Origin of the sequence: Dactylosporangium sp. NPDC050588 (assembly GCF_040654975.1) — a bacterium.
GTDB classification, from domain to species: Bacteria; Actinomycetota; Actinomycetes; order Mycobacteriales; family Micromonosporaceae; genus Dactylosporangium; species Dactylosporangium maewongense.
Genome location: NZ_JBFAJA010000021.1, coordinates 34951 through 55558 on the forward strand (window position 1 = coordinate 34951; position 20608 = coordinate 55558).

Genomic DNA, 20608 nt, shown 5'->3' on the forward strand with positions numbered 1-20608 from the left:
CACTCTCCAACGTTGGTCCGTAATGGAAACAGTGTTTCGCTACGGGTAACGGATGTCAACGGGTCAGCGCGTCGACGAGCTGCCAGGGCCGCCCGTCGAGGAGGTCGGTGCCGCGCGAGACGAGCTTGTTGCGGCTCTGTGCGGGCGCGAGGACCGCCGTGGCGACCGGCGTGCCGGCCTCCACGAGGGTGACGAGCGGGTGGCTGATCCTCCCCGTGAACGGCCCCTCCCACGCGGTCCACAGCGTGAAGTCGGGGCTGAGCGCGAAGAACGCCGACGGCGAGCCCAGGGGTGCCGCGGCGACGATGTTGAGCCGGTTCTCCGCCGCCCGCTCCGGCAGACCGAGCGCCAGCTCCCAGTCCTCGGCCGGGGTGAACGGCACCGCCACCACGTCCGCGCCGGCGATCGCGGCCAGGCGGAACACCTCGGGGTAGATGGCGTCGTCGCCGACGACGACGGCGAGGCGCCCCCACGGCAGGTCGAAGGTGGCCACGCCGTCGCCGAACCGGCTCACCCCGGCGAGCCTGGCGACCGGGTGCAGCTGGAGCTGCCGGCCGACGACCCCCTCGCCGGACACCACGACGCCGACGTGGGCGCCGTCCTCCAGGACGCTGGTCACCGCGACCGCGTCGGTGCCCTGGAGGAGCTCTCGCAGGGTCGGCACGACCGAGGGGTCCTGCAGCTCGGGCAGGACCAGGAGGCGGGCACCGGCGGACAGCGCCTCGGGCCCGTGGTCGATCGCCCGCACCATCGCCGCACGTAGCGACCCGGCGGCCGGTGGAACGGCGGGGTCGTGCGGTGGGCGGCCGATCGGGGCGTAGACCGGGCCGCGGCGCGCGGTGAAGCGGTCGGTGCCGTCGGGGCGGCGCTTGTCCCTGGCCAGGACCGGGTCGATGTCGGCGACCACGACCGCCTCGCCGGTCCGCGGGCCCTTGGCCACGACGGTGCCGTCCGGGGCCACGATCTGGCTCTCGCCGGCGCCGTGCAGCCACTCCGGCGGCACCTTGAGCCCGGCGCTGATGGCGCCCAGCTTGTCGGCGGGCAGCAGCGGGCCGACCTTGTTGGCCGCCACGACCCAGACCCGGTTCTCCGCCGCCCGCACCGGGATGTGCAGGCTCGCCTCGTCGGTGGCGAACGAGTTGAGACTGTTGAGCAGCACCTCCGCCCCGCGCAGCGCGAGACCGCGGGCCACCTCGGGTGCGACGCCCTCCATGCAGGCATACATCCCGACGGTACCGAAGGCGGTGGCGACGATCGGGCCGTTCTCGCTGCCCCGGTGCAGGTGGTCGTTCTCGCTGCCCATCAGGGTCTGCTTGTCGCTCTGCCCGAGCAGCTCGCCGCCGGGACCGAAGAGCAGGTTCGTGCCGGTGGTCCGGCCGTCGTCGCGGGCGAGCGTAACGTTGATCTTCACGTGGACGCGGTGCCGCGCGGCCCTGTCCGCGACGGCGGTCAGGAACGGGTCGCCGAGGCGGCAGGCCATGCGGCGGGCGTGGTCGCGGTCGTCGTACCACGACAGGTGGTTGCAGAATTCCGGCAGGACCACCAGGTCCGCGCCCTCGGCGACGGCCTGGTCGATCATCCGCAGGCAGTTCGCGAGGTTCGCGGACACGTCCTGACCGACGGCGAACTGGACAGCGGCAACCCTCACGAGGGCCTCCTGGTTCCTCTAGCGGAACAGTGTTTCCCGAACATACACTCGCGGCGCGTTCCCTGAACAGAGAGGCCGATTCTGGTGCTGACCCATGTCGTCGTCATGAAGTTCCTGGATCCCGCCGACGCGCCGAGGGCCAAGGAGCTCCTGCAGGGCCTCGTGGGCGTGGTGCCGCAGATCCGCTCGATGGTCGTCGGCCTGGACACCGTGCGCAGCGACGTCTCCGCCGACCTGTGCCTGATCACCACCCACGACAACGTGGAAGGCCTGCGCGGCTACCAGTCGCACCAGGCGCACCAGGAGGTCGGCGCCTGGCTGCGCCCGCGCCTGGCGTCGCGCACCGTGGTGGACTTCTGAGCCTGCCGCCCACCCCCGTGCCGGCCACCCGGCGGCATGAAAGGCCGCCGGGCGGGTAGGTCCGGCGGTGATGTGGAGGGGACGGGCGCTCGCTATCGCCCTCGTGGCGGCGTTCATGACGCTGCTCGACGTCAGCATCGTCAACGTCGCCATCCCCTCCATGCAGGCCGGCCTGCACATGAGCGCCAGCGGGCTGCAGTGGGTCCTGTCCGGTTACGCGCTGACGTTCGGGCTGCTGCTGGTGCCCGCCGGGCGGGTCGGCGACGCGCGCGGGATCCGGCCGGTGTTCGTGGCCGGGCTCCTCGGGTTCACCGCGGCCAGCGCCGCGGCCGGGGCGGCCCAGAGCGAGGCGTGGCTGGTCGTCGCCCGGCTCATCCAGGGCGCCTTCGCCGGCGTGGTGAACCCGCAGGTGACCGGCCTCATCCAGCGCCTGTACCCGCCGCCCGAGCGGGCCCGGCCGTTCGGCCTGCTCGGCGCCACGATCGGCATCGCCACCGCGGTGGGGCCGCTGCTCGGCGGGGTGATCATCCAGTTCGCCGGCACGGCCGACGGCTGGCGCTGGGTGTTCTACATCAACGTGCCCGTCGGGCTCGCCGCCGCGGCGCTCGGCTGGCGGATGATTCCGCGGCGCCCCGCGGAGCGCAGGCGCCGGGAGAGCCTGGACCCGGTCGGCGTGCTGCTGCTGGGCGGCGCCGTCGTGCAGATCCTGCTGCCCCTGATCGAGCAGCGGCAGTGGTACCTGCTGGGCACGGGTGTGCTCACGCTCGGCGGGTTCGTGTGGTGGGAGCTGCGCCGCGCGCGGGTGCCGCTGGCGGACCTGCACCTGTTCCGGCGGCGCTCCTACGCGCTGGGCACGGTCGTGATGCTGCTCTACTTCGCCGGGTTCACCGCGAACTTCTTCATCCTCACCCTGTACCTGCAGCGCGGCCAGCACTTCACGGCGCTGCAGGCGGGGCTGGCGATCACCCCGTTCGCGCTCGGCTCGGCCCTGGCGGCGTTCGCGGGCGGCCGGGTCGTCAACCAGTTCGGCCGGTCGCTGGTCGTGGCCGGGCTGGTCACGGTCCTCACCGGCCTCGTGGGCACGGCCGTGGTGCTGCACCTCGTGGCCTCGCCGTGGGCCCTGACCGTGCCGCTGCTGGTCGCCGGCCTCGGCAGCGGCCTTACCATCACGCCCAACCAGACGCTGACCCTCGCCGACGTGCCGGTCGACCGTGCCGGCAGCGCCGCCGGCGTCGTGCAGACCGCCCAGCGCGTCAGCGCGGCGTTCGGCATCGCGGCGATCGGTGCGGTGTTCTTCGCCCGCCTCACCGGCACGCACGGCGACTGGACCGCGGCGATCGAGATGGCCCTCGCCGTCGCGATCGGCTTCATCGCCCTGGCCTTCGCCGCCGCGGTGACCGACGTGTTCCTCGCCCACCGCCCCCACTGAACCCTGTCAGGGGGTCCGGTGGGGGGCCGGCGCCGGCTTCCTCCTGCATCAGCCGCACCCGCCGGGCCCTGAACAGGGCCCGGCAGGAAGCCGGCGCCGGGGCTCGGGTCAGCTTACGGCGCAGGTCAGGGCCGGCGTCGTCGCCGTGCCCGTCGCGATGAAGCCGAAGGTGGTCGAGGCGCCGGCGGCGAGGGCGCCGTTGTAGGACTCGTTGGTCACGGTGACGGCCGCACCGCTCGTGGCGAGGCGGCCGCTCCAGATCTGGCCGATGCTCTGGCCGCCGCCGAGCGTCCAGCGCACCGACCAGCCGGTGACCGGCGAGCCGCCGGCGGTCACCGTCACCTCGCCCTGGAAGCCGCCGGACCAGCTGTTGGTGGTCCGGTAGGCCGCCGTGCACCCACCCGCCGGCGGGGTCGTGACGGGAGGGGTGGTGACCGGCGGGGTCGGGTTCGCCTGGCCGCCCTGGGCGGCGTGCTCCAGGTACTCCTCGACGTTGCGGTAGCCGTCGCCGTCCGCGTCGCCGTTGTGGTCGTCCACCTTCGGGTCGAGGCCGTTGGCGGACTCCCAGGCGTCGGGCATGCCGTCGCGGTCGGTGTCCCAGCCGCCGGGCCGGCTCACCTGGGCGGCGTTCCACATAACACTTTCTACGACGGGTAGGCGGTGGGGGACAGGCCGGCCCCACCGGCGCGGAACGCGGCCGGCGCGTGGACCACGCACGGCTGCGCGTACTCGGCGAGGCCCTCCTCCGCGTACTCGCGGCCCCAGCCGGAGCGCTTCACCCCGCCGAACGGCGCCCGCAGCGACATGCCGGTGCGGTTGTGGGTGTTGACGAACGCGAACCCAGCCTCCAGCCGCCGGGCGAAGGCGAACGCCCGCTCCTCGTCGGCGCTCCACACCGACGCGCCGAGGCCGAGGTCGTCGTCGTTGGCCATGGCCAGCACCTGGTCCTCCGAGTCGTACGGGACCAGCGGCACCACCGGCGCGAACTGCTCCTCGCGGACGAGCGCGGAGTCCGGCCCCGGGTCGACGACGAGCAGCGGCGGCAGGAAGTGGCCCGCCTGCTCGTCGTAGCCGTCGGCCTTGCGGCCCAGGTCGACGACGTCGCCCATGGCGGTGATGGCCAGGTCGAACGCGCGGGACCTGGCCTCGGCGCTGATCAGCGGCCCCATCGTGACGCCCTCGGTGAGCGGGTCGCCGACGACGAGGACCCGGGCCGCGGCGGCCACGTACGCGTCGACGAACTCGCCGGTGCGGTCCCGGGGCACGTACAGCCGCTTCGCCGCCATGCACACCTGCCCGGCGGTCGCGAAGCTCGCCATCACCAGGCGCTCCATGCTCGCCTCGTCGAACGGCGCGTCGGGCAGGAACACCGCCGGGTCGTTGCCGCCGAGCTCCAGCACCGTCGGGATCAGCCGGTCCGCGGCGGCCGCGGCGATCGCCCGGCCCGCGTCCTCGCCGCCGGTGAACGCGACCTTGCGGACCAGGCGGTGCGTGACGAGCGCCGTGACCAGGGCGGCGTGGCCGTGCAGGACCTGGACGGCGGCGTCGGGCAGGTGCGCCTGGAGCAGCCGGACCAGGCGGTCGACGGTGAGCGGGCCGAGCGGGGAGGGCTTGACGATGACGGTGTTGCCGGCGGCGAGGGCGGCGGCGAGCTTGAGCATGGCGAGGATGACCGGCGCGTTCCACGGGGTGACGGCGACGACGACCCCGTAGGGCTTCCGGACGGTCAGCAGCCGGCCCTGGGCGTCGTCGAGCTCCCGGTCGGCGTACGCGGCCGGCGCGTGCTCGATGACCCACCGCAGGTGCTGGACGGCGAACCCGATCTCGCCGCGGCAGTCGGGCAGGGGCTTGCCGATCTCCCGCGCGAGCAGGACCGCGAGGTCGTCGAGCTCGCCGGCGATCGCGTCGGCGGCGTTGCCCAGCGCCGCGAGCCGGTCGTCCAGTGGTGTGCCGGACCAGCCGCGGAACGCGGCGTGCGCGGCGCGGACGGCGTCGTCGACCCGGTCGGGGACGTTGCGGGTGACCGGGTCGACCCGCCCGACGATCTCCACATGCCGCGCCGGGTTCTCCCGCCGGATGCTCACGCGGTCACCTGCCGCAGGGAGGCGATCATCGACGAACGAAGCAGGTAGGCGCGGGCGGCGGCGGGGTCGGCGGCGAGGGCGCGCAGCTCGGCGGCGTAGGCGGAGGCGCCGCCGGAGCGCAGCTTCTCCCAGTTGCCGTGGGTGGTCTTCTGCACGTAGTCGCGGGCGACGGCGCGCCTGGCGTCCGCTGTGCCGGTGATGACGTCGTCGTCGCCGGTCATGACGGCCTTGGCGAGCAGGACCGCGTCGTGGATGCCGGAGTTCATGCCCATCCCGCCCAGCGGATTGTTGATGTGCGCGGCGTCCCCGGCCAGCAGCACCCTGCCCACCCGGAAGGACTCCGCGACCCGCTGATGGACCCGGTACAGCGTGGTGTGCGCGACCCGCCACGGCCGCCCGGGGTCGGCGACGCCGAGGAGCCGCTCCGGCAGCCTCGCCTTCTCCAGGTCGTCGGGGGTGTCCGGCGGGGTCGGCAGCAGCACCCGCCAGTGGTCGGGGGTCCGCAGCAGGACCAGCCACTCGACCGGGTCGAACAGGTAGTTGACGTCGGCGATGCCGGGCAGCAGCGCGGCGAGGTCCTCGTCGGTGGAGCCGACCAGGAACCGGTCCGGGTAGGTGATGCCCTCGAACGCGTCGCCGAACAGCGACCGGCGCACCGCCGAGTTGGCCCCGTCGGCGCCGATGAGCCAGTCGCCGCGGAAACCGTCGTCGACCGTCACCCCGGTGCGGTCCTGCGCGACGCGCTCGACGCGCTGCCCGAAGTGGACGGTGCCGGGCGGCAGCAGCGGCAGCAGCAGCCGGGTCAGCTTGCTCTGCTCGCACTGCACCCGGAACGGGTAGGGGGTGTCGCCGGCGAGCAGCCCCATGTCGAGCTCGGCGATGATGCCGCCGCCGCGTTCGCGGTACTGGAACCGCGGCGACACCAGGCCCTGCTCGAGGAGCGCGGGCAGGACGCCGAGCCCGGCGAGCATCTCCAGGGACGGCGGGTGGAACGTCGACGCCCGGGACTCCGTGGCGAGGGCGTCGCCCGCTTCCAGGACGGTGACGTCGGCGCCGAGCCGGTGCAGGGTGAGCGCGGCGGTGAGCCCGACCGGCCCGGCGCCGGCGACGATGACCTTCATGCGGGCACCTCCACTGCGTACTGGGCGTCGAGAGCGAGCGCCGAGCCCTGGCCGACGAGGCCGGTGAACGCGTCCCACGGCAGCCGGGCGACACCGGCGGCGGTGCCGTGCGCGGCGATCGCGGCGTACGCGGCCCGGGCCGCCTGCAGCGCGGCGAGCAGCGGCGCGACCGGGTGCAGCACGAGCCGGACGCCGAGCGCCGCGAGGTCCGCGTCCTTCAGGAAGACGTCGGCGCCGGCCGCCTCGGACCGGTTGACGACCAGGGGGACGCCGGGCAGCGCGGCGTGCACGGCGGCGAGCTCCGCCGCGCCGGTGACCCCCTCGACGAAGACCGCGTCGGCGCCGGCCTCGACGTATGCCAGGCACCGGCCGATCGCGTCGTCGAGACCGGTGACGGTGTAGGCGTCGGTGCGGGCGACGAGCACCAGACCGGTCGCGGCCTCGGCGACCGCCCGGATCTTCGCGGCGGCCACCCGCACGTCCACGAGCTCCTTGCCGGCGAGGTGCCCGCAGCGCTTCGGGCTGACCTGGTCCTCCAGGTGCAGCCCGGCGATGCCGGCGGCGGCGTACCGGCGGGCCGTCCACACCGCGTGCAGCGCGTTGCCGTAGCCAGTGTCGGCGTCGGCGAGCAGCGGCACCCCGCCGAGCGCGGGCGTGAGCGCGGCGGCGCGGTCGGCGATGTGGGTGCCGTGCACGTAGCCCAGGTCGGGCAGGCCGAGCGCGAGCGCCGCGACCGCCGCCCCCGACAGGTGCACGGCCGAGAACCCGGCCCGGGCCGCGAGCGCGGCGGTCGGCGGGTCGTACACGCCGGGCAGGTGGGTCACGCCCGGGGCGTGCAGCAGCGACCTCACAGCGCGAAGCCGTTCTCGACGCCGGTGACCCGCGGGTTGGTGAAGAACCGCAGGGTCTCCGCGGTGCCTTCCTCGCCGAGGCCGGAGACGCCCCACGCGGGGCGCGGCGTGAACAGGTGCAGGCTCATCACCGACGAGCCGTTGACCTTCACCTCGCCGGCCCGGATGCGGCGGGCGGCGGCGAGCGCGGCCTCCTCGTCGCTGCCGAACACGTAGCCTTCCAGGCCATACGCGGTGTCGTTGGCGAGCGCGACGGCCTCGTCGACGGTGCCGTACCCGTGGACGGTGGCCACAGGCCCGAAGATCTCGTGCCGGGCGGGCTCCTCGGCGGCGCCGGTGACGAGCGCGGGCGCGAAGAAGTTCCCGCCGGCGGGCACGTCGGTGAACGTGTGCGCCTTGCCGCCGAGGTCCAGCAGCCGGGCCGCGACGAGCGCCCGGTGCCCGCTGTGGATGAGCGGGCCGAGCTCGGTGGCGGGGTCGGCGGGGTCGCCGGCGCGCAGCGCGGCCAGGCGCTCACCGATCGCCGCGAGCAGCGACGGGAGCAGGTCGTGCGGGGCGATGAGCCGGCCCAGTGCCCGGCACCACTGGCCGTTGAGGGTGGTGAGCAGGTCGACCGCGGCGCGGGCGGCGGCGTCGACGTCGGCGTCGGGCATGACGAGCAGCGGGTTGTTGCCGCCGAGCTCCAGCTGCGCCGGTTTCAGCCCGGCCGCGCACAGCCCGGCGACGGCGCGGCCGCCGGGGACGCCGCCGGTGAACGACACGGCCCGCACCCGCGGGTCGCCGACGAGCGCCCCGCCGACCTCGGCGCCGCCGTGCAGCAGTTGCAGCACGCCGGGCGGCAGGACGTCCGCGATCGTCTCGACGAGCAGCTGGGTGCCGGCAGGGGCGAACTCGCTGGGCTTCAGGATCGTGGGGCAGCCGGCGGCGAGGGCGTTGGCGGCCTTGTGCGCGGCCATCGGTGCGGGCGCGTTCCATGGCACGAGGCACAGCGCCGGACCCCACGGCAGCAGCTCGACGGTGACGGGCCGGCCGTCGTCGCGGGTGACGGTCCGGGTCAGCCAGCCCTCGCGCAGCTGCGCGGCGGCGAGCCGGAACGAGCCGGTGACGATGAACCCGAGCGGGGTCGCCTGCCGGATCGGCACGCCCGTGCTCGCGCTCTCCACGGCGACGATCCCGGCGACGGCCGCCTCGAGGGCGTCGGCGCAGGCGTCGAGCAGGTCGGCGCGCTCGGCCGGTGGGACGGCCGCCCACGGCCCGGCGGCCCGGTCGGCGGCGGCGAGGGCGGTCTCGACGTCCTCGCGGGAGCTGCCGAGCTGCGGGCCCAGCACCGCGCCGGTCGCCGGGTCCTCCAGGGTGCCGGGCAGCGTCCGGGTGGCGGGCTTCCAGCCACCGTCGACGAGAGAGCGGGCCGTCATGTCAGTGATCCTTCCCTGCCGTCGTCGTGGTCGACGCGACGTTGGCGAACAGGGCGTTCTCCGCGCCGGTGGTGACCAGGTTCGCGGCCTCCAGGCGGCCGCGCTCGGCGGGGAACGTCATCACCAGGGACATCGCGGTGTCGCGGACGGCACGGGCGATGACGCCGGAGTTGGCGGTGCCGGACGTGCCGGTGCACTTGAGCGCGCCGACGGCCACGTCGAAGCACGCCTCGGTGATGGAGCCCTTCGCCATCCGCCACTGGCGGAACACGTCGTCCTTGCCGCGCAGCGGCGGCTCGGAGGTCTCCAGCTCCAGCTGGCGGCGGATCCACAGGTATGCGGTCTCCAGGCGCTCGGTCATGTCGCCGAACAGGACCTGGTGCATGGGGCTGCTGGCGACGGGCCGCCCGGTGTCGGCGAACGCCTTGCCGGTCGTCGCGGCGAGGGCCGCGTCGTACGCCGACTGTGCCGCGCCGAGGTAGACGGCGGAGATGGCGAGCTGGTTGCCGACGAACGAGCCGCGGCTGACCTGGAGCATCCGCACGAACGCGCCCGGCAGCGTCAGCGCCTCGTCGTCGGCGATGAACACGTCCTTGAGGGTGATGCCCTGGTTGGCGGTGGCGCGCATGCCGAGCGCGTCCCAGGTGGGGCGCTCACCGACGCCGGCGGCGTCGCGCGGGACGAAGAACGTGGCGAGCCCGGCGGCGGTGTCGGTGCCGTCCAGCCGGGCGGTGGTCAGGTAGTAGTCGGCGACGCCGGTGGCGCAGCCGAAGGACTTCTCGCCGTTGAGCAGCCAGCCGCCGTCGACCTTCGTCGCGGTGGTGCTGATGGAGATGTTCGCGCCGGCGCTCTTCACCGACTCGGACGCGAAGTTGGCCAGCCACACGCCGCCGGCCATGCGGGTCAAAACCTTCTCGGCGAACGCCCGCACGACCGGGACCTCGTCGGCCTCGAACAGGCCGGCCTTGATCGCCTCCAGGGGCAGCAGGCCGCGCGACGCGCTGGTGTTGTGGAAGAAGTACGCCAGCGCCGTCGACCCGCACGCGGTGCCCATCGCGAACGTGGCGGCGGCGAGGTCGCGCAGGGTGCCGCCGAGCCCGCCGTACTCCTCCGGCACGACGAGCCCGAGCAGCCCCGCGTCGCGCATCCGGGCGACGTGCTCGACTGGGAAGCGGCCTTCGGCGTCGGCGCCCGCCGCGGCGTCCCGCAGCGCGGGCAGGACGGCCTCGACCCGTGCGGCCCGGCCACGCTCGGCGTCGGACAGGCCGTCCAGCAGACGGTCGGCGGTGAGCTGTGCCATGACGGTCGGGGTCCCTTCAGGAGGTGGAAACGCGGTACGTGCGGCCGGGCAGCGCCCCGCCGAGGTGTCGTTCGAGGTCGGCGGCGGCGGTGACCAGGGCGGCGCGGGGGCTGTCGCAGGCGACGCCGAGCCGGTCGGCGAGGAACTGCACGTCCTCGCAGGCCAGGACCCCGTCGATGCCGCCGAGTGTGGTGTCGAAGTGCCGGACGCCGCTCTTCATCGCGGTCAGCGCGTTGACGAGGCCTAGGCCGTGCCGGTCGCGCAGGCGGACCCGTAAGGATACGGGTATGGGCCTCGTGGCAGCCCGGACGGTCGCGTCCTGCAGCAGCTCCCGGACCTGGCGGGGCGAGGCCGCCTCGGCGCCCTCGTCGAGGCCGATCTCGGCGCAGCCGAGCGCGGCGAGCATGTCGACGGCGTCGAGCACGTCGGCGGCGCGGGCGGGCGCGAACGCGTCCGGCAGCCAGCAGGCCGCCGTCATGTCGTAGCGGCCGGCCTCGTCGAGGATGTGTTTCGTGACGACGGGGTCACCGGCGGGCAGCTCGATCACCCCGGCGCCGGACAGGGCCGCGTCGGCGACCTCGTCGGCGGTCGCGACGAGCGCGGTCGCGGTGTGCCGGTCGCCGGTCGAGACGAGGCAGCCGTACGGGTCCCGCACGCGCACCCGGACCCCTGCGGCGCGCAGCGCGGTGGCGAGGGCGCCGGCGGCGGTGGCGGGCACTGCGTGGGTGCGCAGCGCGGACAGCAGCCCGGTGTCGGCGACGCTGACCAGGTCGGGCAGCACGTCGGCGAGCTGCCCCCAGGCCCGGGAGTGGAACAGCAGCGGCGCGACGACCCGCTCGGTCGACGCGCCGAGGACCGCGCCGACGAAGATGGTGTGGTCGCCGCCGGCGTACGCGTGCACGACCCGGCAGTCGAGCCAGCCGACGGCGTCGGTGAGCACCGGCGCGCCGGTGACCCGGGTCTCCCAGGCGCCGCCGGCGAACCGGTCCGCGACGCCCTCGTGGCCGGCGAAGCGGCGGCCGACCATCGTCTGGTCCTTCGCCAGGACGCTGACGGCGAAGACGCCGCTGGCCTCGATGAGCGCGTGCGTGGTGATCCGCCGGTTGAGGCACACGAGGATCAGCGGCGGGTCCATGCTCACGCTGGAGAACGAGCTCGCGGTCATGCCGTGCCAGCCGTCGCCCGCGACCGTGGTCACGACGCTGACTCCGCTCGGCCACTGTGCGAGCACCGAGCGGAACGTGTCGGGGTCGATCGTCACCCGCGCTCACCTTCTGTCTGCCGAACTGTTCCACTTGGCGAAACGCTGTCACCGTCAAGGTAACGACGGTGGTCAAGCGATGTCAACGATGTGCGACGCCGTTTCCCCTAGGGAAATCTGTGCTTAGACTTCTGGGGTGTCGACCACCACCACGGCGGCTTCCGCCGACAACACCGACGGCTCCGCGAGCCGCTCCATCGCGGCGGTCGAGCGGGCCATGGACGTCCTGCTCCTCTTCGGCCGGGTCGGGCGCCCCGACCTGGGCGTGACCGAGATCGCCGCCGAGCTCGGCCTGACCAAGGCGGCGGTGCACCGCATCCTCACCGCGCTGCGCAACCGCGACCTGGTCACGGTCGACCCGACGACCCGCCGGTATGCGCTCGGCCACGCGGCGGTCGCGCTCGGCCGCGCCTACCTGGCCCGCACCGACCTGCGCGCGATCGCGGCGCCGGAGCTGCGCCGGCTGTCGGAGGAGACCGGCGAGACCGCCACCCTGTCCATCCGCCGCGGCGACATGCGCCTCTACGCCGACCAGGTGGTCCCGGAGCAGGAGCTGCGCCTGGAGGTGCAGCTCGGCACGCCCTACCCGCTGCACGCGGGCGCCTCGTCGAAGGCGTTCCTGGCGTTCCTGGGCGAGGACGAGATCGAGGTGTACCTGGCCAAGCACACCCTCGGCGCCCTGACGGAGAAGACCATCGTCGACGACGCCGCGCTGCGCCTCGAGCTGGCCGCCATCCAGCGCCGCGGCTACGCGACCTCGCTGGGGGAGCGGCAGGTCGGCGCGGCGTCGGTGGCCGCGCCGGTGTTCGACCACGACGGGCACGTCATCGCGGTGCTGTCGGCGGCCGGGCCGCTGTCGCGCTTCAAGCCGCGGATGTCCGAGTGCGCCGACCGGCTTCTCGTCGCGGCGGCCCGGGTCTCCGGCCACTTCGGCTACCACGCGCCGTAGCTCGACGAGGGCTTCCGGGCGCCTCAGTGCATCCAGGGCTTCAGGACACCGAAGGCGGCGGCGGCGAGGACGGACAGCCAGATGCCCCACACGTAGGGCAGGCAGCCGTCCACCGCCCGCCGCAGGCCGCGCTCCACCTCCGGCGTCGAGCCGCTCGTCATGAGCGCGCCGTAGGGGGCGGCGAAGCCGCGCAGCGTGAGCCGGATGCCGAGGCCGCACGCGATCGCCGTGGCGTAGAGCGCGACCTTCGCGCCGAGCCACTTCGGGTTCGTCGTCACGCCGAACGGCTCGGCGGCGATGACCGTGTACCCCGCCAGGGCGTACAACACCCCGATCAAACCGATCCGGATGCCCCAGTCAGCCCGTCGCACCACGGGGTGCTTCCCCGGCGCGTGGTGGTCCTTGACCGTCAGGAACAGCCAGCCGAAGGCGAAGAGCCACACGGGCAGCACCGTCCACCACTGGAACAGCTCGAAGCCGCCCAGGCGCGCGCCGTGCGAGTCCAGGGCCATCAGGGTGACGCCGCTGGGCAGGAAGAGCACCAGGCAGATCTTCGGCCCCAGGTCGAGCCCGCCCATGATCTTCAGGGCGGTGCTGCGCGCGACGGGCGGCAGGTCGGGCCGCAGGACGAAGCGGCTGGAGTAGAAGACGCCGAGGTCCCCGCCCAGCCAGAACACGAACAGCACGATGTGCAGCAGGATCCACCAGCCCATCGCACAATGGAAACACTGATCCGCTGTGGGAAACAAGTGCTTGACTCTGGCGTGGCGCGCTGCCTAGCGTCACGAGCATGACGCTGGGCAACTACCTCGAGGACTTCACCGTCGGCGCGGTCTATCAGCACCCGCTGGGGCGCACGATCAGCGAGGCCGACAACACGTGGTTCACGTTGCTCACCATGAACACCAACCAGAACCACTTCAACGCCCACTTCGCCGCCTCCGCGCCGTACGGGCGGCTCATCGTCAACTCCGGGCTGAGCGTCGCGGTCGTCCTCGGGCTGTCCGTCTCCGACATGAGCCAGCACGCGATCATGAACCTCGGCTGGGAGGAGATCCGCCTCACCGCGCCGGTGTTCGTCGGCGACACCCTCTACGCCGAGTCGATCGTCCTGGAGACCCGCCCGTCGGCATCCCGGCCTTACGCCGGCATCGTCACCTGCCGCACCCGCGGTCTCAACCAGGACGGTGACGAGGTGATGTCCTGGCGGCGCAGCGTCATGGTGTACCGCCGTGACGCCCCCCACGACAAGTCGCACTTCCCCGTCGCGAAGACCGGGCCGCTGACCGTATGAGCGGGCAGCGGAGCGACTCGGCCCGCTCATCAGGATGGCAGGTTTCGGTCATGCCGGCGCCGAAGGCGGCGGTATGACGCTGCCTGCGCTGCACTTCCAGCCCTGGGGCGAGACGCTCCAGGAGCAGCTCGACGCGGCCCGCCGGGCGGAGGCGGCCGGGGCGGCCGTCGTGTGGGCGCCGGAGTTGCACCGCAGCGCGCCCGTCACCGCCGCCGCCCTCGCCGCCCGCACCACGTCTGTGGGCGTCGGTACGGGGATCGCCCTGGCCTTCGCCCGTAGCCCGTTCCTCACCGCGCTGTCCGCGCTCGACCTCGACGAGCTGTCGGGCGGGCGCCTCCGCCTCGGTCTGGGCACGGGCGTGCAGCGGCTCAACGAGGACTGGCACGGCGTCACCTGGTCCCGCCCGGTCCTGCGGCTCAGGGAGACCGTGCTCGCCGTGCGCGCGGTGGTTGCGGGCGCGCACACCGGCGACCCGATCGACGTCGAGGGCGTCGAGGTACGGGTTCGGGTGCGCGGATACCGCCGCCCGTACCCACCGGTACGGGAACAGATCCCGGTCTATCTCGCGGGCGTCGGTCCGGCGATGACCGCCCTCGCCGGGGAGATCGGCGACGGGTGGATCTCGCACGAGCTGTGCTCGCCGTCCTACCTGTCGTCGCACGTCCTGCCCCGCCTGCGACCCCGGCCCGGCTTCGAGGTCGTCGTGTCGGCCTGTTGCGCCATCGACGACGACCCGGCCGCCGCCCGCGCCGCCGCCGCCGGGGTCGTCGGGTTCTACGCCTCCGTGCGCACCTACGCCGACCTGTTCGCCTTCCACGGCCTCGCCGACGAGCAGCAGCGGGTCATCGACGCCTTCCGCGGCGGGCTGCCCGCCGACGGCCTCGCCGGCGCCGTCGCCCCGGAGATGGTCGACCGGCTCACCCTCACCGGCACCCCGGACGAGGTCGCGTCGCGGATCGCCGGGTACTGCGGCCTCGCCGGCGCGCTCAAGCTCAGCCCACCCACGTACGGGCTGCCTCCGTCGAGGACGCGCGAGCTGCAGGACGCCATCCTGCGCCTGATCGAGGAGCTGAGCCGGTGAGACCCCTGGAAGACGTCCGGATCGTGTCGCTGGAGCAGTACGGCGCGGGACCGTTCGGGTCCGTGCACCTCGCCGACCTCGGCGCCGAGATCATCAAGGTGGAGGACCCGCGGACCGGCGGCGACGTCGGCCGCTACGTGCCGCCGTTCGCCGACGGCGAGGACTCGCTGTTCTTCGAGACGTTCAACCGCAACAAGCGCTCCATCTCCCTCGACGTCACCGCGCCGGCCGGGCGGGCCGTGTTCGAGGACCTGGTGCGGGCCAGCCACGCCGTCTACTCCAACCTGCGCGGCGACGTGCCGGCGAAGCTCGGCATCCGCTACGAGGACCTCGCCGGGATCAACCCCGCGATCGTCTGCTGCTCCCTGACCGGCTTCGGCATGACCGGCCCCCGCGCCACCCAGCCCGGCTACGACTACGTCCTGCAGGGGCTCGCCGGCTGGATGGAGCTCACCGGCGAGCCCGGCGGCCCGCCGACGAAGAGCGGGCTGTCCCTGGTGGACTACAGCGGCGGCCTGGTCGCCGCGATCGCGCTCCTCGCGGGGGTGCACGCGGCCCGCCGCGACGGCGTCGGCATGGACTGCGACCTCAGCCTGTACGACACGGCCGTCGGCATGCTCACGTACCCCGCGGTGTGGCACCTCAACGGCGGCTTCCAGCCCGCCCGGACGCACCACTCGGCGCACCCGTCGCTGGTGCCGTTCCAGGTGTTCGAGGCCCAGGACGGCTGGCTGGTCGTCGGCTGCGCGAAGGAGAAGTTCTGGCGGCGGCTCGCCACCCTGCTCGACGGGGTCGCCGGCACCGCGCTCGCCGCCGACCCGCGGTTCGCGACGTTCGGCGACCGGCACCGCCACGCCACGATCCTGCTCGCGCTGCTCGAGGACGCCTTCGCGACACGGACGGTGGCGGCGTGGCTCGCCGACCTCCAGCCCGCCGGCATCCCGTGCGGCCCCGTCAACGACGTCGCCGCCGCGCTCGCCGACCCGCACACCGTCGCCCGCGGCCTGGTCGTGGAGACCGACCACCCGCACTTCGGCACCGTCCGGCAGCCCGCGTCGCCGGTGCGGGTCGGCACCGACCCCGTCCCGCACCGCCGCGCCCCCCGCCGCAACGAGGACGCCGGCTACGTCCTGCACGACGTCCTCGGCTACGACGACACCCGCGTCGCCGCGCTCACAGCCGCCGGCGCCTTCGGACCGCCCGCATGACGGTCTCCGAGGACCTCGCCGAGTGGGCGATGTCGGTCACCGCGCCGCCGCCGCGGGTGGTCGACGCGGCGCTGCGCCATCTGCTCGACGGCTGCGGCACCGCCGTCGCCGCGCTCCGCTCGGACGCGGCCGGCCCGGCGCTCGCGGTCGCCCGCGGGCTCGGCGGACCGCCCGAGGCGCGCATCCCCGGCACCGGCACGCGCCTCGGGGCGCCCGCCGCCGCGCTCGCGGGTGGGGTCCTCGTGCACGCGCTCGACTTCGACGACACCCACGCCGGAGGCCTCGTCCACGCGACGGCACCGGTGCTGCCCGTGGTGCTCGCGGTGGGGGAGCAGCTGCGGGTCAGCGGGGCCGAAGCCGTCGCGGCCGCGGTCGTCGGGCTCGAAACGATCTGCCGGCTCGGGGGTGCGGCGCCGCACGCGTTCCACGCGCGCGGGGTGCACGCCACCGCCGCCTGCGGGGTGATCGCCGCGGCGCTCGTGGCGGCCCGGCTGCACGGCCTCACCCAGGCTCAGACGGTCGACGCGATCGGCATCGCCGCCAGCCAGGCCGGCGGGCTCCTGGAGTTCCTGCACACCGGGTCGTCGACGAAGCAGCTGCACACCGGCTTCGCGGCGCACCACGGGATCCTCGCCGCCCGCCTCGCCGCCGCGGGTGCCAGCGGGCCGGCGAGCGCGATCGAGGGCGCCTCAGGGTTCTACGCCGCCCTCGCCGGCCGGCGGGTCGCGCCGGAAGCGGTCCTCGACGGCCTCGGCGAGCGGTTCGAGCTGACCCGGATCACCGTGAAGCCATACCCGGCGTGCCAGCTGCTGCACGCCCCGCTCGACGCCGCCGCCACCCTGCGCCTGGACCCCGCCGACGTCGCCGCCGTGGTCGTCGACATCCACCCCGACGCCGAGGCGATCGTCTGCGGGCCGGACCAGGCCGCGCCCCGCACCGCGTACCAGGCGAAGTTCGCCCTGGCGTGGTGTGTCGCCGCGATGCTCGTCGACCGGGCCGTCACCGTGGACACCTTCGCCCGCGTCGACCGGCCCGACGTGTCGGCGTTGGCGGCGTCGGTACGGCACCGCGTGGCCGACTTCGCGGGCCCGGCCGCCGAACAGCCCGGCCGGGTCACGGTGACGCTCCGAGACGGCCGGACGCTGACCGCCGAGGTGCCGCGCAGCGGCGGCGGGCCCGGCGCGCCCGGCCTCGAAGCGACGGTGCGCGGCAAGGCCCTCGCGAACCTCGGCCCGGGCGGGCCCGCGGTCCTCGCCGCCGTCGCCGTCCTGCCGACCGCGTCCGACCTCACCGATCTGCTCGACGCGCTGGGAGCGACCGCATGACCACCTACCTGCCGGGTATCGCCGGCCCCGACCCCGCGACCGTCTACGCGTCGGCCGCCCGTCACCTCGCCGACGCCGGGTTCGGGCCGGGCGACGTCGTCCACGTCGCCGAGTACGTCACCGCCGGCGCCCCACCGGACGCGCGCGAGGGATTCCTCGACGGGCACCGGGCGCCGGTGTCCGTCGTGCCCGTCGCCGGGCTCCCCGACCCGGGGCACCGCTTCGCCGTCGACCTGACGGTGCACCCCGGCGGGGGTGAGGCGGTCGCCGGTGGCCTGCTGCGCATCGCGGGGGACCTCGTGCACCTGCCGAGCGTCCACACCACCACGGGGGCCTTCCGGGACCAGTACACCTGGTGCCTCGAACGCATCGGCGAGCTGCTGGGCCACGCCGGGCTGGGCCTCGACGCGCTGGTCCGCACGACCGACTTCACCGCCACCGCGACCCGCGCCGAATACCCCCGGTGCGGTCGCCCCCGGCGGGACCTGCTCGGCCCTGTCTTTCCGGGTGCCGCCGGGATCCTCGTCGACACGCCCGTCGAGGCCGGCGCCGCCGTGTCGCTCGACGCGCTCGCCGCCCGCGGGCCGCTGCGGCCGGTGAACCCGGGCTGGTCCCGGTACGACACCCTCACCTACCTCCCGGGCGTCCTGGCCGGCGACACCCTGGTCATGTCGGGCTTCGGCGCGCTCGACCCGGAGTCACAGCTGGCCGTGCACGAGGACGACCTGCCGGCGCAGGCCGCGTTCGTCTACGACAACATCGACCTGGTCGCCGCCGGCGCCACCGTCACCCGCCTCCTCGAGTACGTCACCCCCGCCGCCGTGGCTGAATACCCGAAGCTCGCCGCGGCGCGCGCCGAGCGCTACCCGCACGCCGCCGTCACCTCCGTCGTCTGCTCGGCGCTGCTGCGCCCCCAGTTCCTCATCGAGGTCGTGCCGACGGCGGTGCTCGCATGATGACCGACGAGCTCCGGGCCCTCATCGGCCGCGAGGCCACGTACACCGCGCCCGAACCCCTCGGCCGCGCGGCGATCCGCTATTTCGCCCTCGCGGTCGGCGACGACAACCCTGTCTACACCGACGACGCGGCCGCCCGGGCCGCCGGCCACGACGGGGTCGTCGCGCCGCCGACGCTGATCTGCGAGACCAACCAGTACGCCGGGCTGCCCCGCGACGCCGACGGCTACGCCGGCCACACGTGGGGGATCGACCTGCCCGGCACCCGCCAGGTCCGCGGCGGCAACGCCTACGAGTTCCACCGGGCGGTGCGCCCCGACGACGTGGTCACCGCCGTGTGGCGGCTCGTGGACATCGCCGAGCGGGCCACGGGTGCCGGGCAGCCGATGCTGGTGTTCACCTCGCGCGCCACCTACACCAACCAGGACGGCGACCTCCTCGCCACCAACGAGGAGTCCATCATCTACCTGGCGGTGACGCCGTGAAGCCCGGCCTCGAGCTGCCGCCCCTCGAACGGCTGATCGCGCTGCCCGACATGATCGCCTACGCCGGCGCCACGTGGGACTGGCACCGGCTGCACTACGACCCGTCCTACCTGGCGCCGCGCGGCCTGGACCGGCCGGTCGTCGACGGGCAGGTGTTCGGGGCGCTGCTCGCCGAGCAGGTCCAGGACTGGATCGGCACTTCTGGAGTGCTTCGCTCGCTGACGTTCCGGTTCAAGAGCCTCGTTCACGCCGGCGAGACAGTGCGCTGCCTGGGTGTCGTTCAGGCGGTCGACGGCCGGCTCGTCACCGTCGAGCACCGAGTCGAAGCCGAGGGCCGGATCGCGGTCGCGCCCGCCTCGTCCACAGTGGAACTGCGATGACCACCGGGGTCTGCGTCGTCGGCGCCGCCGAGTCGGACCTCGGGGTCACCGGCAAGACCGCGCTGCACCTGCAGACGCAGGCGGTCACCCGGGCGCTCGCCGACGCCGGGCTGCGCCTCGCCGACGTCGACGGGCTCGCCACCAACGGCGTGTCCCGCTTCTCCGCGACCCAGGTCGCCGAGCACCTCGGGCTGCGTCCACGGTGGACGGACTCGACGTTCGCCGGCGGCGCGGCGTTCGAGCTCTACGTCGGCCACGCCGTCCAGGCGATCCAGGCCGGGCAGGCGTCCGTCGTCGTCATCTCGTACGGGTCCAACCAGCGCTCCGCCCGCAGCCGCACCTTCGACCCCTACGAGGCGCACACGCCGGAGGCGCAGTTCGAGCAGCCGTACGGGCCGCTGTACCCCGTGTCGGCGTACGCGCTCGCCGCGCAGCTCTACCTGCACACGTACGGCACCGGCCGCGGCCGGGCCGGCATGACGTCGGTGGCCGTCGCCGCCCGCGAGTGGGCGCGGCAGAACCCGCGCGCCTACCGGTTCGGTGCGGGACCGGTTGAGATGGACGCCAGTCCGCTGGTGAGCGACCCGCTGCGGGTCGCCGACTGCTGCCTCGTCACCGACGGCGGCGGCGCCGTCGTGCTGACCACTGTGGACCGCGCCCGTGACCTGCCCGCCGTCCCGGTCGAGGTCCTCGGCTACGGCGAGGCGACGACCGGCACCTCCATCGTCGGCGTCGGCGACCTGCTGCGCACCGGCGCCGTCGACTCCGGCCGGCGCGCGTTCGCCATGGCCGGGCTCACCCCCGCCGACGTCGACAGCGCCCAGATCTACGACTCGTTCACCATCACCGTGCTGCTGACCCTCGAGGCCCTCGGCTTCTGCGGCTTCGGCGAGGCACCCGACCTCGTCGCCGCCGGGACGCTGCCGATGAACACGTCCGGCGGCGGGCTGTCCTACTGCCACCCGGGGCAGCTCGGCGTGCTGCTGCTCGTCGAGGCCGTCCGCCGGCTGCGCGGCACGGCGGACCGGGTCGCCCTCGCCCACGGTACCGGCGGAATCCTCTCCACCCATGGCACCGTCCTGCTCGGACGGACCTCGTGAGCATCCCGGTGGACGAGACGACGGCCGCGTGGTGGGACGCGACGAGGCAGCGGCGGCTCACCGTCCAGCGCTGCGCCGCCTGCGGGCACCACCAGCACTACCCACGCCCGCTGTGCCTGCGCTGCGGGGAGCCCGACCCGCCCCTGGTGGACACCTCGGGCGCCGGCGTGATCGAGACGTACACCGTCGTGCGCCGCGCGTCGGAGCCGTACGCGGTCGCCGTCATCGCGCTCGCCGAAGGCCCCCGCCTGGTGTCCAACGTGGAGCCCTGGCAGGACGCCGCGATCGGCGCCACCGTCGTCGTGCACTGGCGGCCGCTCGACGACGGCCGCAACCTTCCCGTCTTCCGTTTGGGGTGACC

At 74.4% G+C, this 20608-nt stretch carries 21 protein-coding genes; 12 read left to right on the forward strand and 9 right to left on the reverse strand.

What is annotated here, in order from left to right; all coding sequences use genetic code 11:
• Nucleotides 1-55 precede the first annotated feature (55 nt).
• On the reverse strand, nucleotides 56-1648 hold the full coding sequence (locus AB0I21_RS16570; protein ID WP_360561910.1) for a nitrilase-related carbon-nitrogen hydrolase: 1593 nt from the start codon (nucleotides 1646-1648) through the stop codon (nucleotides 56-58).
• Nucleotides 1649-1732: 84 nt separating this feature from the next.
• Between AB0I21_RS16570 and AB0I21_RS16575 the strand changes: the two genes are divergently transcribed.
• Both AB0I21_RS16575 and AB0I21_RS16580 read left to right on the forward strand, forming a co-directional pair.
• Nucleotides 1733-2008: a Dabb family protein gene (locus AB0I21_RS16575; protein WP_360561911.1), complete on the forward strand. Its 276-nt coding sequence runs from the start codon at nucleotides 1733-1735 to the stop codon at nucleotides 2006-2008.
• 70 nt (nucleotides 2009-2078) lie between these two features.
• A complete protein-coding gene (locus AB0I21_RS16580) occupies nucleotides 2079-3437 on the forward strand; it encodes an MFS transporter (protein ID WP_360562064.1) in 1359 nt (452 codons plus the stop codon).
• Between the two features lie 108 nt (nucleotides 3438-3545).
• On the opposite strand, the gene AB0I21_RS16585 is transcribed toward AB0I21_RS16580, so the two are convergent.
• The 7 genes from AB0I21_RS16585 to AB0I21_RS16615 are packed head-to-tail and all read right to left on the reverse strand — an operon-like array spanning nucleotide 3546 to nucleotide 11469.
• Nucleotides 3546-4073 (reverse strand): cellulose binding domain-containing protein, encoded by a 528-nt coding sequence (locus tag AB0I21_RS16585; RefSeq protein ID WP_360561913.1) that lies wholly within the window; start codon nucleotides 4071-4073, stop codon nucleotides 3546-3548.
• 8 nt (nucleotides 4074-4081) lie between these two features.
• Nucleotides 4082-5521, reverse strand: a complete 1440-nt coding sequence (locus AB0I21_RS16590) for an aldehyde dehydrogenase family protein (RefSeq protein WP_360561914.1) — start codon at nucleotides 5519-5521, stop codon at nucleotides 4082-4084.
• The gene (locus AB0I21_RS16595) at nucleotides 5518-6642 is read right to left on the reverse strand and encodes an NAD(P)/FAD-dependent oxidoreductase (RefSeq protein WP_360561916.1); all 1125 of its coding nucleotides are present in this window, start codon (nucleotides 6640-6642) and stop codon (nucleotides 5518-5520) included. Before AB0I21_RS16595 ends, AB0I21_RS16590 begins: the two co-directional genes overlap by 4 nt.
• Nucleotides 6639-7493, reverse strand: a complete 855-nt coding sequence (locus AB0I21_RS16600) for an isocitrate lyase/PEP mutase family protein (protein ID WP_360561918.1) — start codon at nucleotides 7491-7493, stop codon at nucleotides 6639-6641. The genes AB0I21_RS16595 and AB0I21_RS16600 overlap by 4 nt, the downstream gene beginning before the upstream one ends.
• Nucleotides 7490-8908, reverse strand: coding sequence for an aldehyde dehydrogenase (locus AB0I21_RS16605; protein WP_360561920.1), 1419 nt, complete (start codon nucleotides 8906-8908; stop codon nucleotides 7490-7492). Before AB0I21_RS16605 ends, AB0I21_RS16600 begins: the two co-directional genes overlap by 4 nt.
• 1 nt (nucleotide 8909) lies before the next feature.
• A complete protein-coding gene (locus tag AB0I21_RS16610) occupies nucleotides 8910-10208 on the reverse strand; it encodes an acyl-CoA dehydrogenase family protein (protein ID WP_360561922.1) in 1299 nt (432 codons plus the stop codon).
• Nucleotides 10209-10224: 16 nt separating this feature from the next.
• Nucleotides 10225-11469, reverse strand: a complete 1245-nt coding sequence (locus AB0I21_RS16615; protein ID WP_360561924.1) for a flavin reductase — start codon at nucleotides 11467-11469, stop codon at nucleotides 10225-10227.
• Nucleotides 11470-11605: 136 nt separating this feature from the next.
• Here AB0I21_RS16615 and AB0I21_RS16620 point away from each other — a divergent pair, with 136 nt between their 5' ends.
• On the forward strand, nucleotides 11606-12418 hold the full coding sequence (locus AB0I21_RS16620) for an IclR family transcriptional regulator (protein WP_344498610.1): 813 nt from the start codon (nucleotides 11606-11608) through the stop codon (nucleotides 12416-12418).
• 23 nt (nucleotides 12419-12441) lie between these two features.
• On the opposite strand, the gene AB0I21_RS16625 is transcribed toward AB0I21_RS16620, so the two are convergent.
• On the reverse strand, nucleotides 12442-13131 hold the full coding sequence (locus AB0I21_RS16625) for a hypothetical protein (RefSeq protein ID WP_360561927.1): 690 nt from the start codon (nucleotides 13129-13131) through the stop codon (nucleotides 12442-12444).
• Between the two features lie 77 nt (nucleotides 13132-13208).
• Between AB0I21_RS16625 and AB0I21_RS16630 the strand changes: the two genes are divergently transcribed.
• The 9 genes from AB0I21_RS16630 to AB0I21_RS16670 all read left to right on the forward strand — a co-directional run bounded on the left by AB0I21_RS16630 (nucleotide 13209) and on the right by AB0I21_RS16670 (nucleotide 20606).
• Nucleotides 13209-13712 (forward strand): MaoC family dehydratase, encoded by a 504-nt coding sequence (locus AB0I21_RS16630; RefSeq protein ID WP_344498614.1) that lies wholly within the window; start codon nucleotides 13209-13211, stop codon nucleotides 13710-13712.
• 73 nt (nucleotides 13713-13785) lie between these two features.
• Nucleotides 13786-14793 (forward strand): LLM class flavin-dependent oxidoreductase, encoded by a 1008-nt coding sequence (locus tag AB0I21_RS16635; protein ID WP_360561929.1) that lies wholly within the window; start codon nucleotides 13786-13788, stop codon nucleotides 14791-14793.
• On the forward strand, nucleotides 14790-16001 hold the full coding sequence (locus AB0I21_RS16640) for a CoA transferase (RefSeq protein WP_360561931.1): 1212 nt from the start codon (nucleotides 14790-14792) through the stop codon (nucleotides 15999-16001). Before AB0I21_RS16635 ends, AB0I21_RS16640 begins: the two co-directional genes overlap by 4 nt.
• Nucleotides 15998-17326 (forward strand): MmgE/PrpD family protein, encoded by a 1329-nt coding sequence (locus AB0I21_RS16645; protein ID WP_360561933.1) that lies wholly within the window; start codon nucleotides 15998-16000, stop codon nucleotides 17324-17326. Before AB0I21_RS16640 ends, AB0I21_RS16645 begins: the two co-directional genes overlap by 4 nt.
• A complete protein-coding gene (locus AB0I21_RS16650) occupies nucleotides 17323-18282 on the forward strand; it encodes a RidA family protein (RefSeq protein ID WP_360561935.1) in 960 nt (319 codons plus the stop codon). The genes AB0I21_RS16645 and AB0I21_RS16650 overlap by 4 nt, the downstream gene beginning before the upstream one ends.
• Entirely contained in the window at nucleotides 18279-18767 is a 489-nt protein-coding gene (locus AB0I21_RS16655) for a MaoC family dehydratase N-terminal domain-containing protein (protein ID WP_360561937.1), read from the forward strand. The genes AB0I21_RS16650 and AB0I21_RS16655 overlap by 4 nt, the downstream gene beginning before the upstream one ends.
• Complete coding sequence (locus AB0I21_RS16660; RefSeq protein WP_360561939.1) at nucleotides 18764-19147, forward strand: MaoC/PaaZ C-terminal domain-containing protein; 384 nt, start codon at nucleotides 18764-18766, stop codon at nucleotides 19145-19147. Before AB0I21_RS16655 ends, AB0I21_RS16660 begins: the two co-directional genes overlap by 4 nt.
• Entirely contained in the window at nucleotides 19144-20247 is a 1104-nt protein-coding gene (locus tag AB0I21_RS16665; RefSeq protein ID WP_360561941.1) for a thiolase, read from the forward strand. The genes AB0I21_RS16660 and AB0I21_RS16665 overlap by 4 nt, the downstream gene beginning before the upstream one ends.
• Entirely contained in the window at nucleotides 20244-20606 is a 363-nt protein-coding gene (locus AB0I21_RS16670) for a zinc ribbon domain-containing protein (RefSeq protein ID WP_360561943.1), read from the forward strand. The genes AB0I21_RS16665 and AB0I21_RS16670 overlap by 4 nt, the downstream gene beginning before the upstream one ends.
• Nucleotides 20607-20608: the final 2 nt, after the last annotated feature.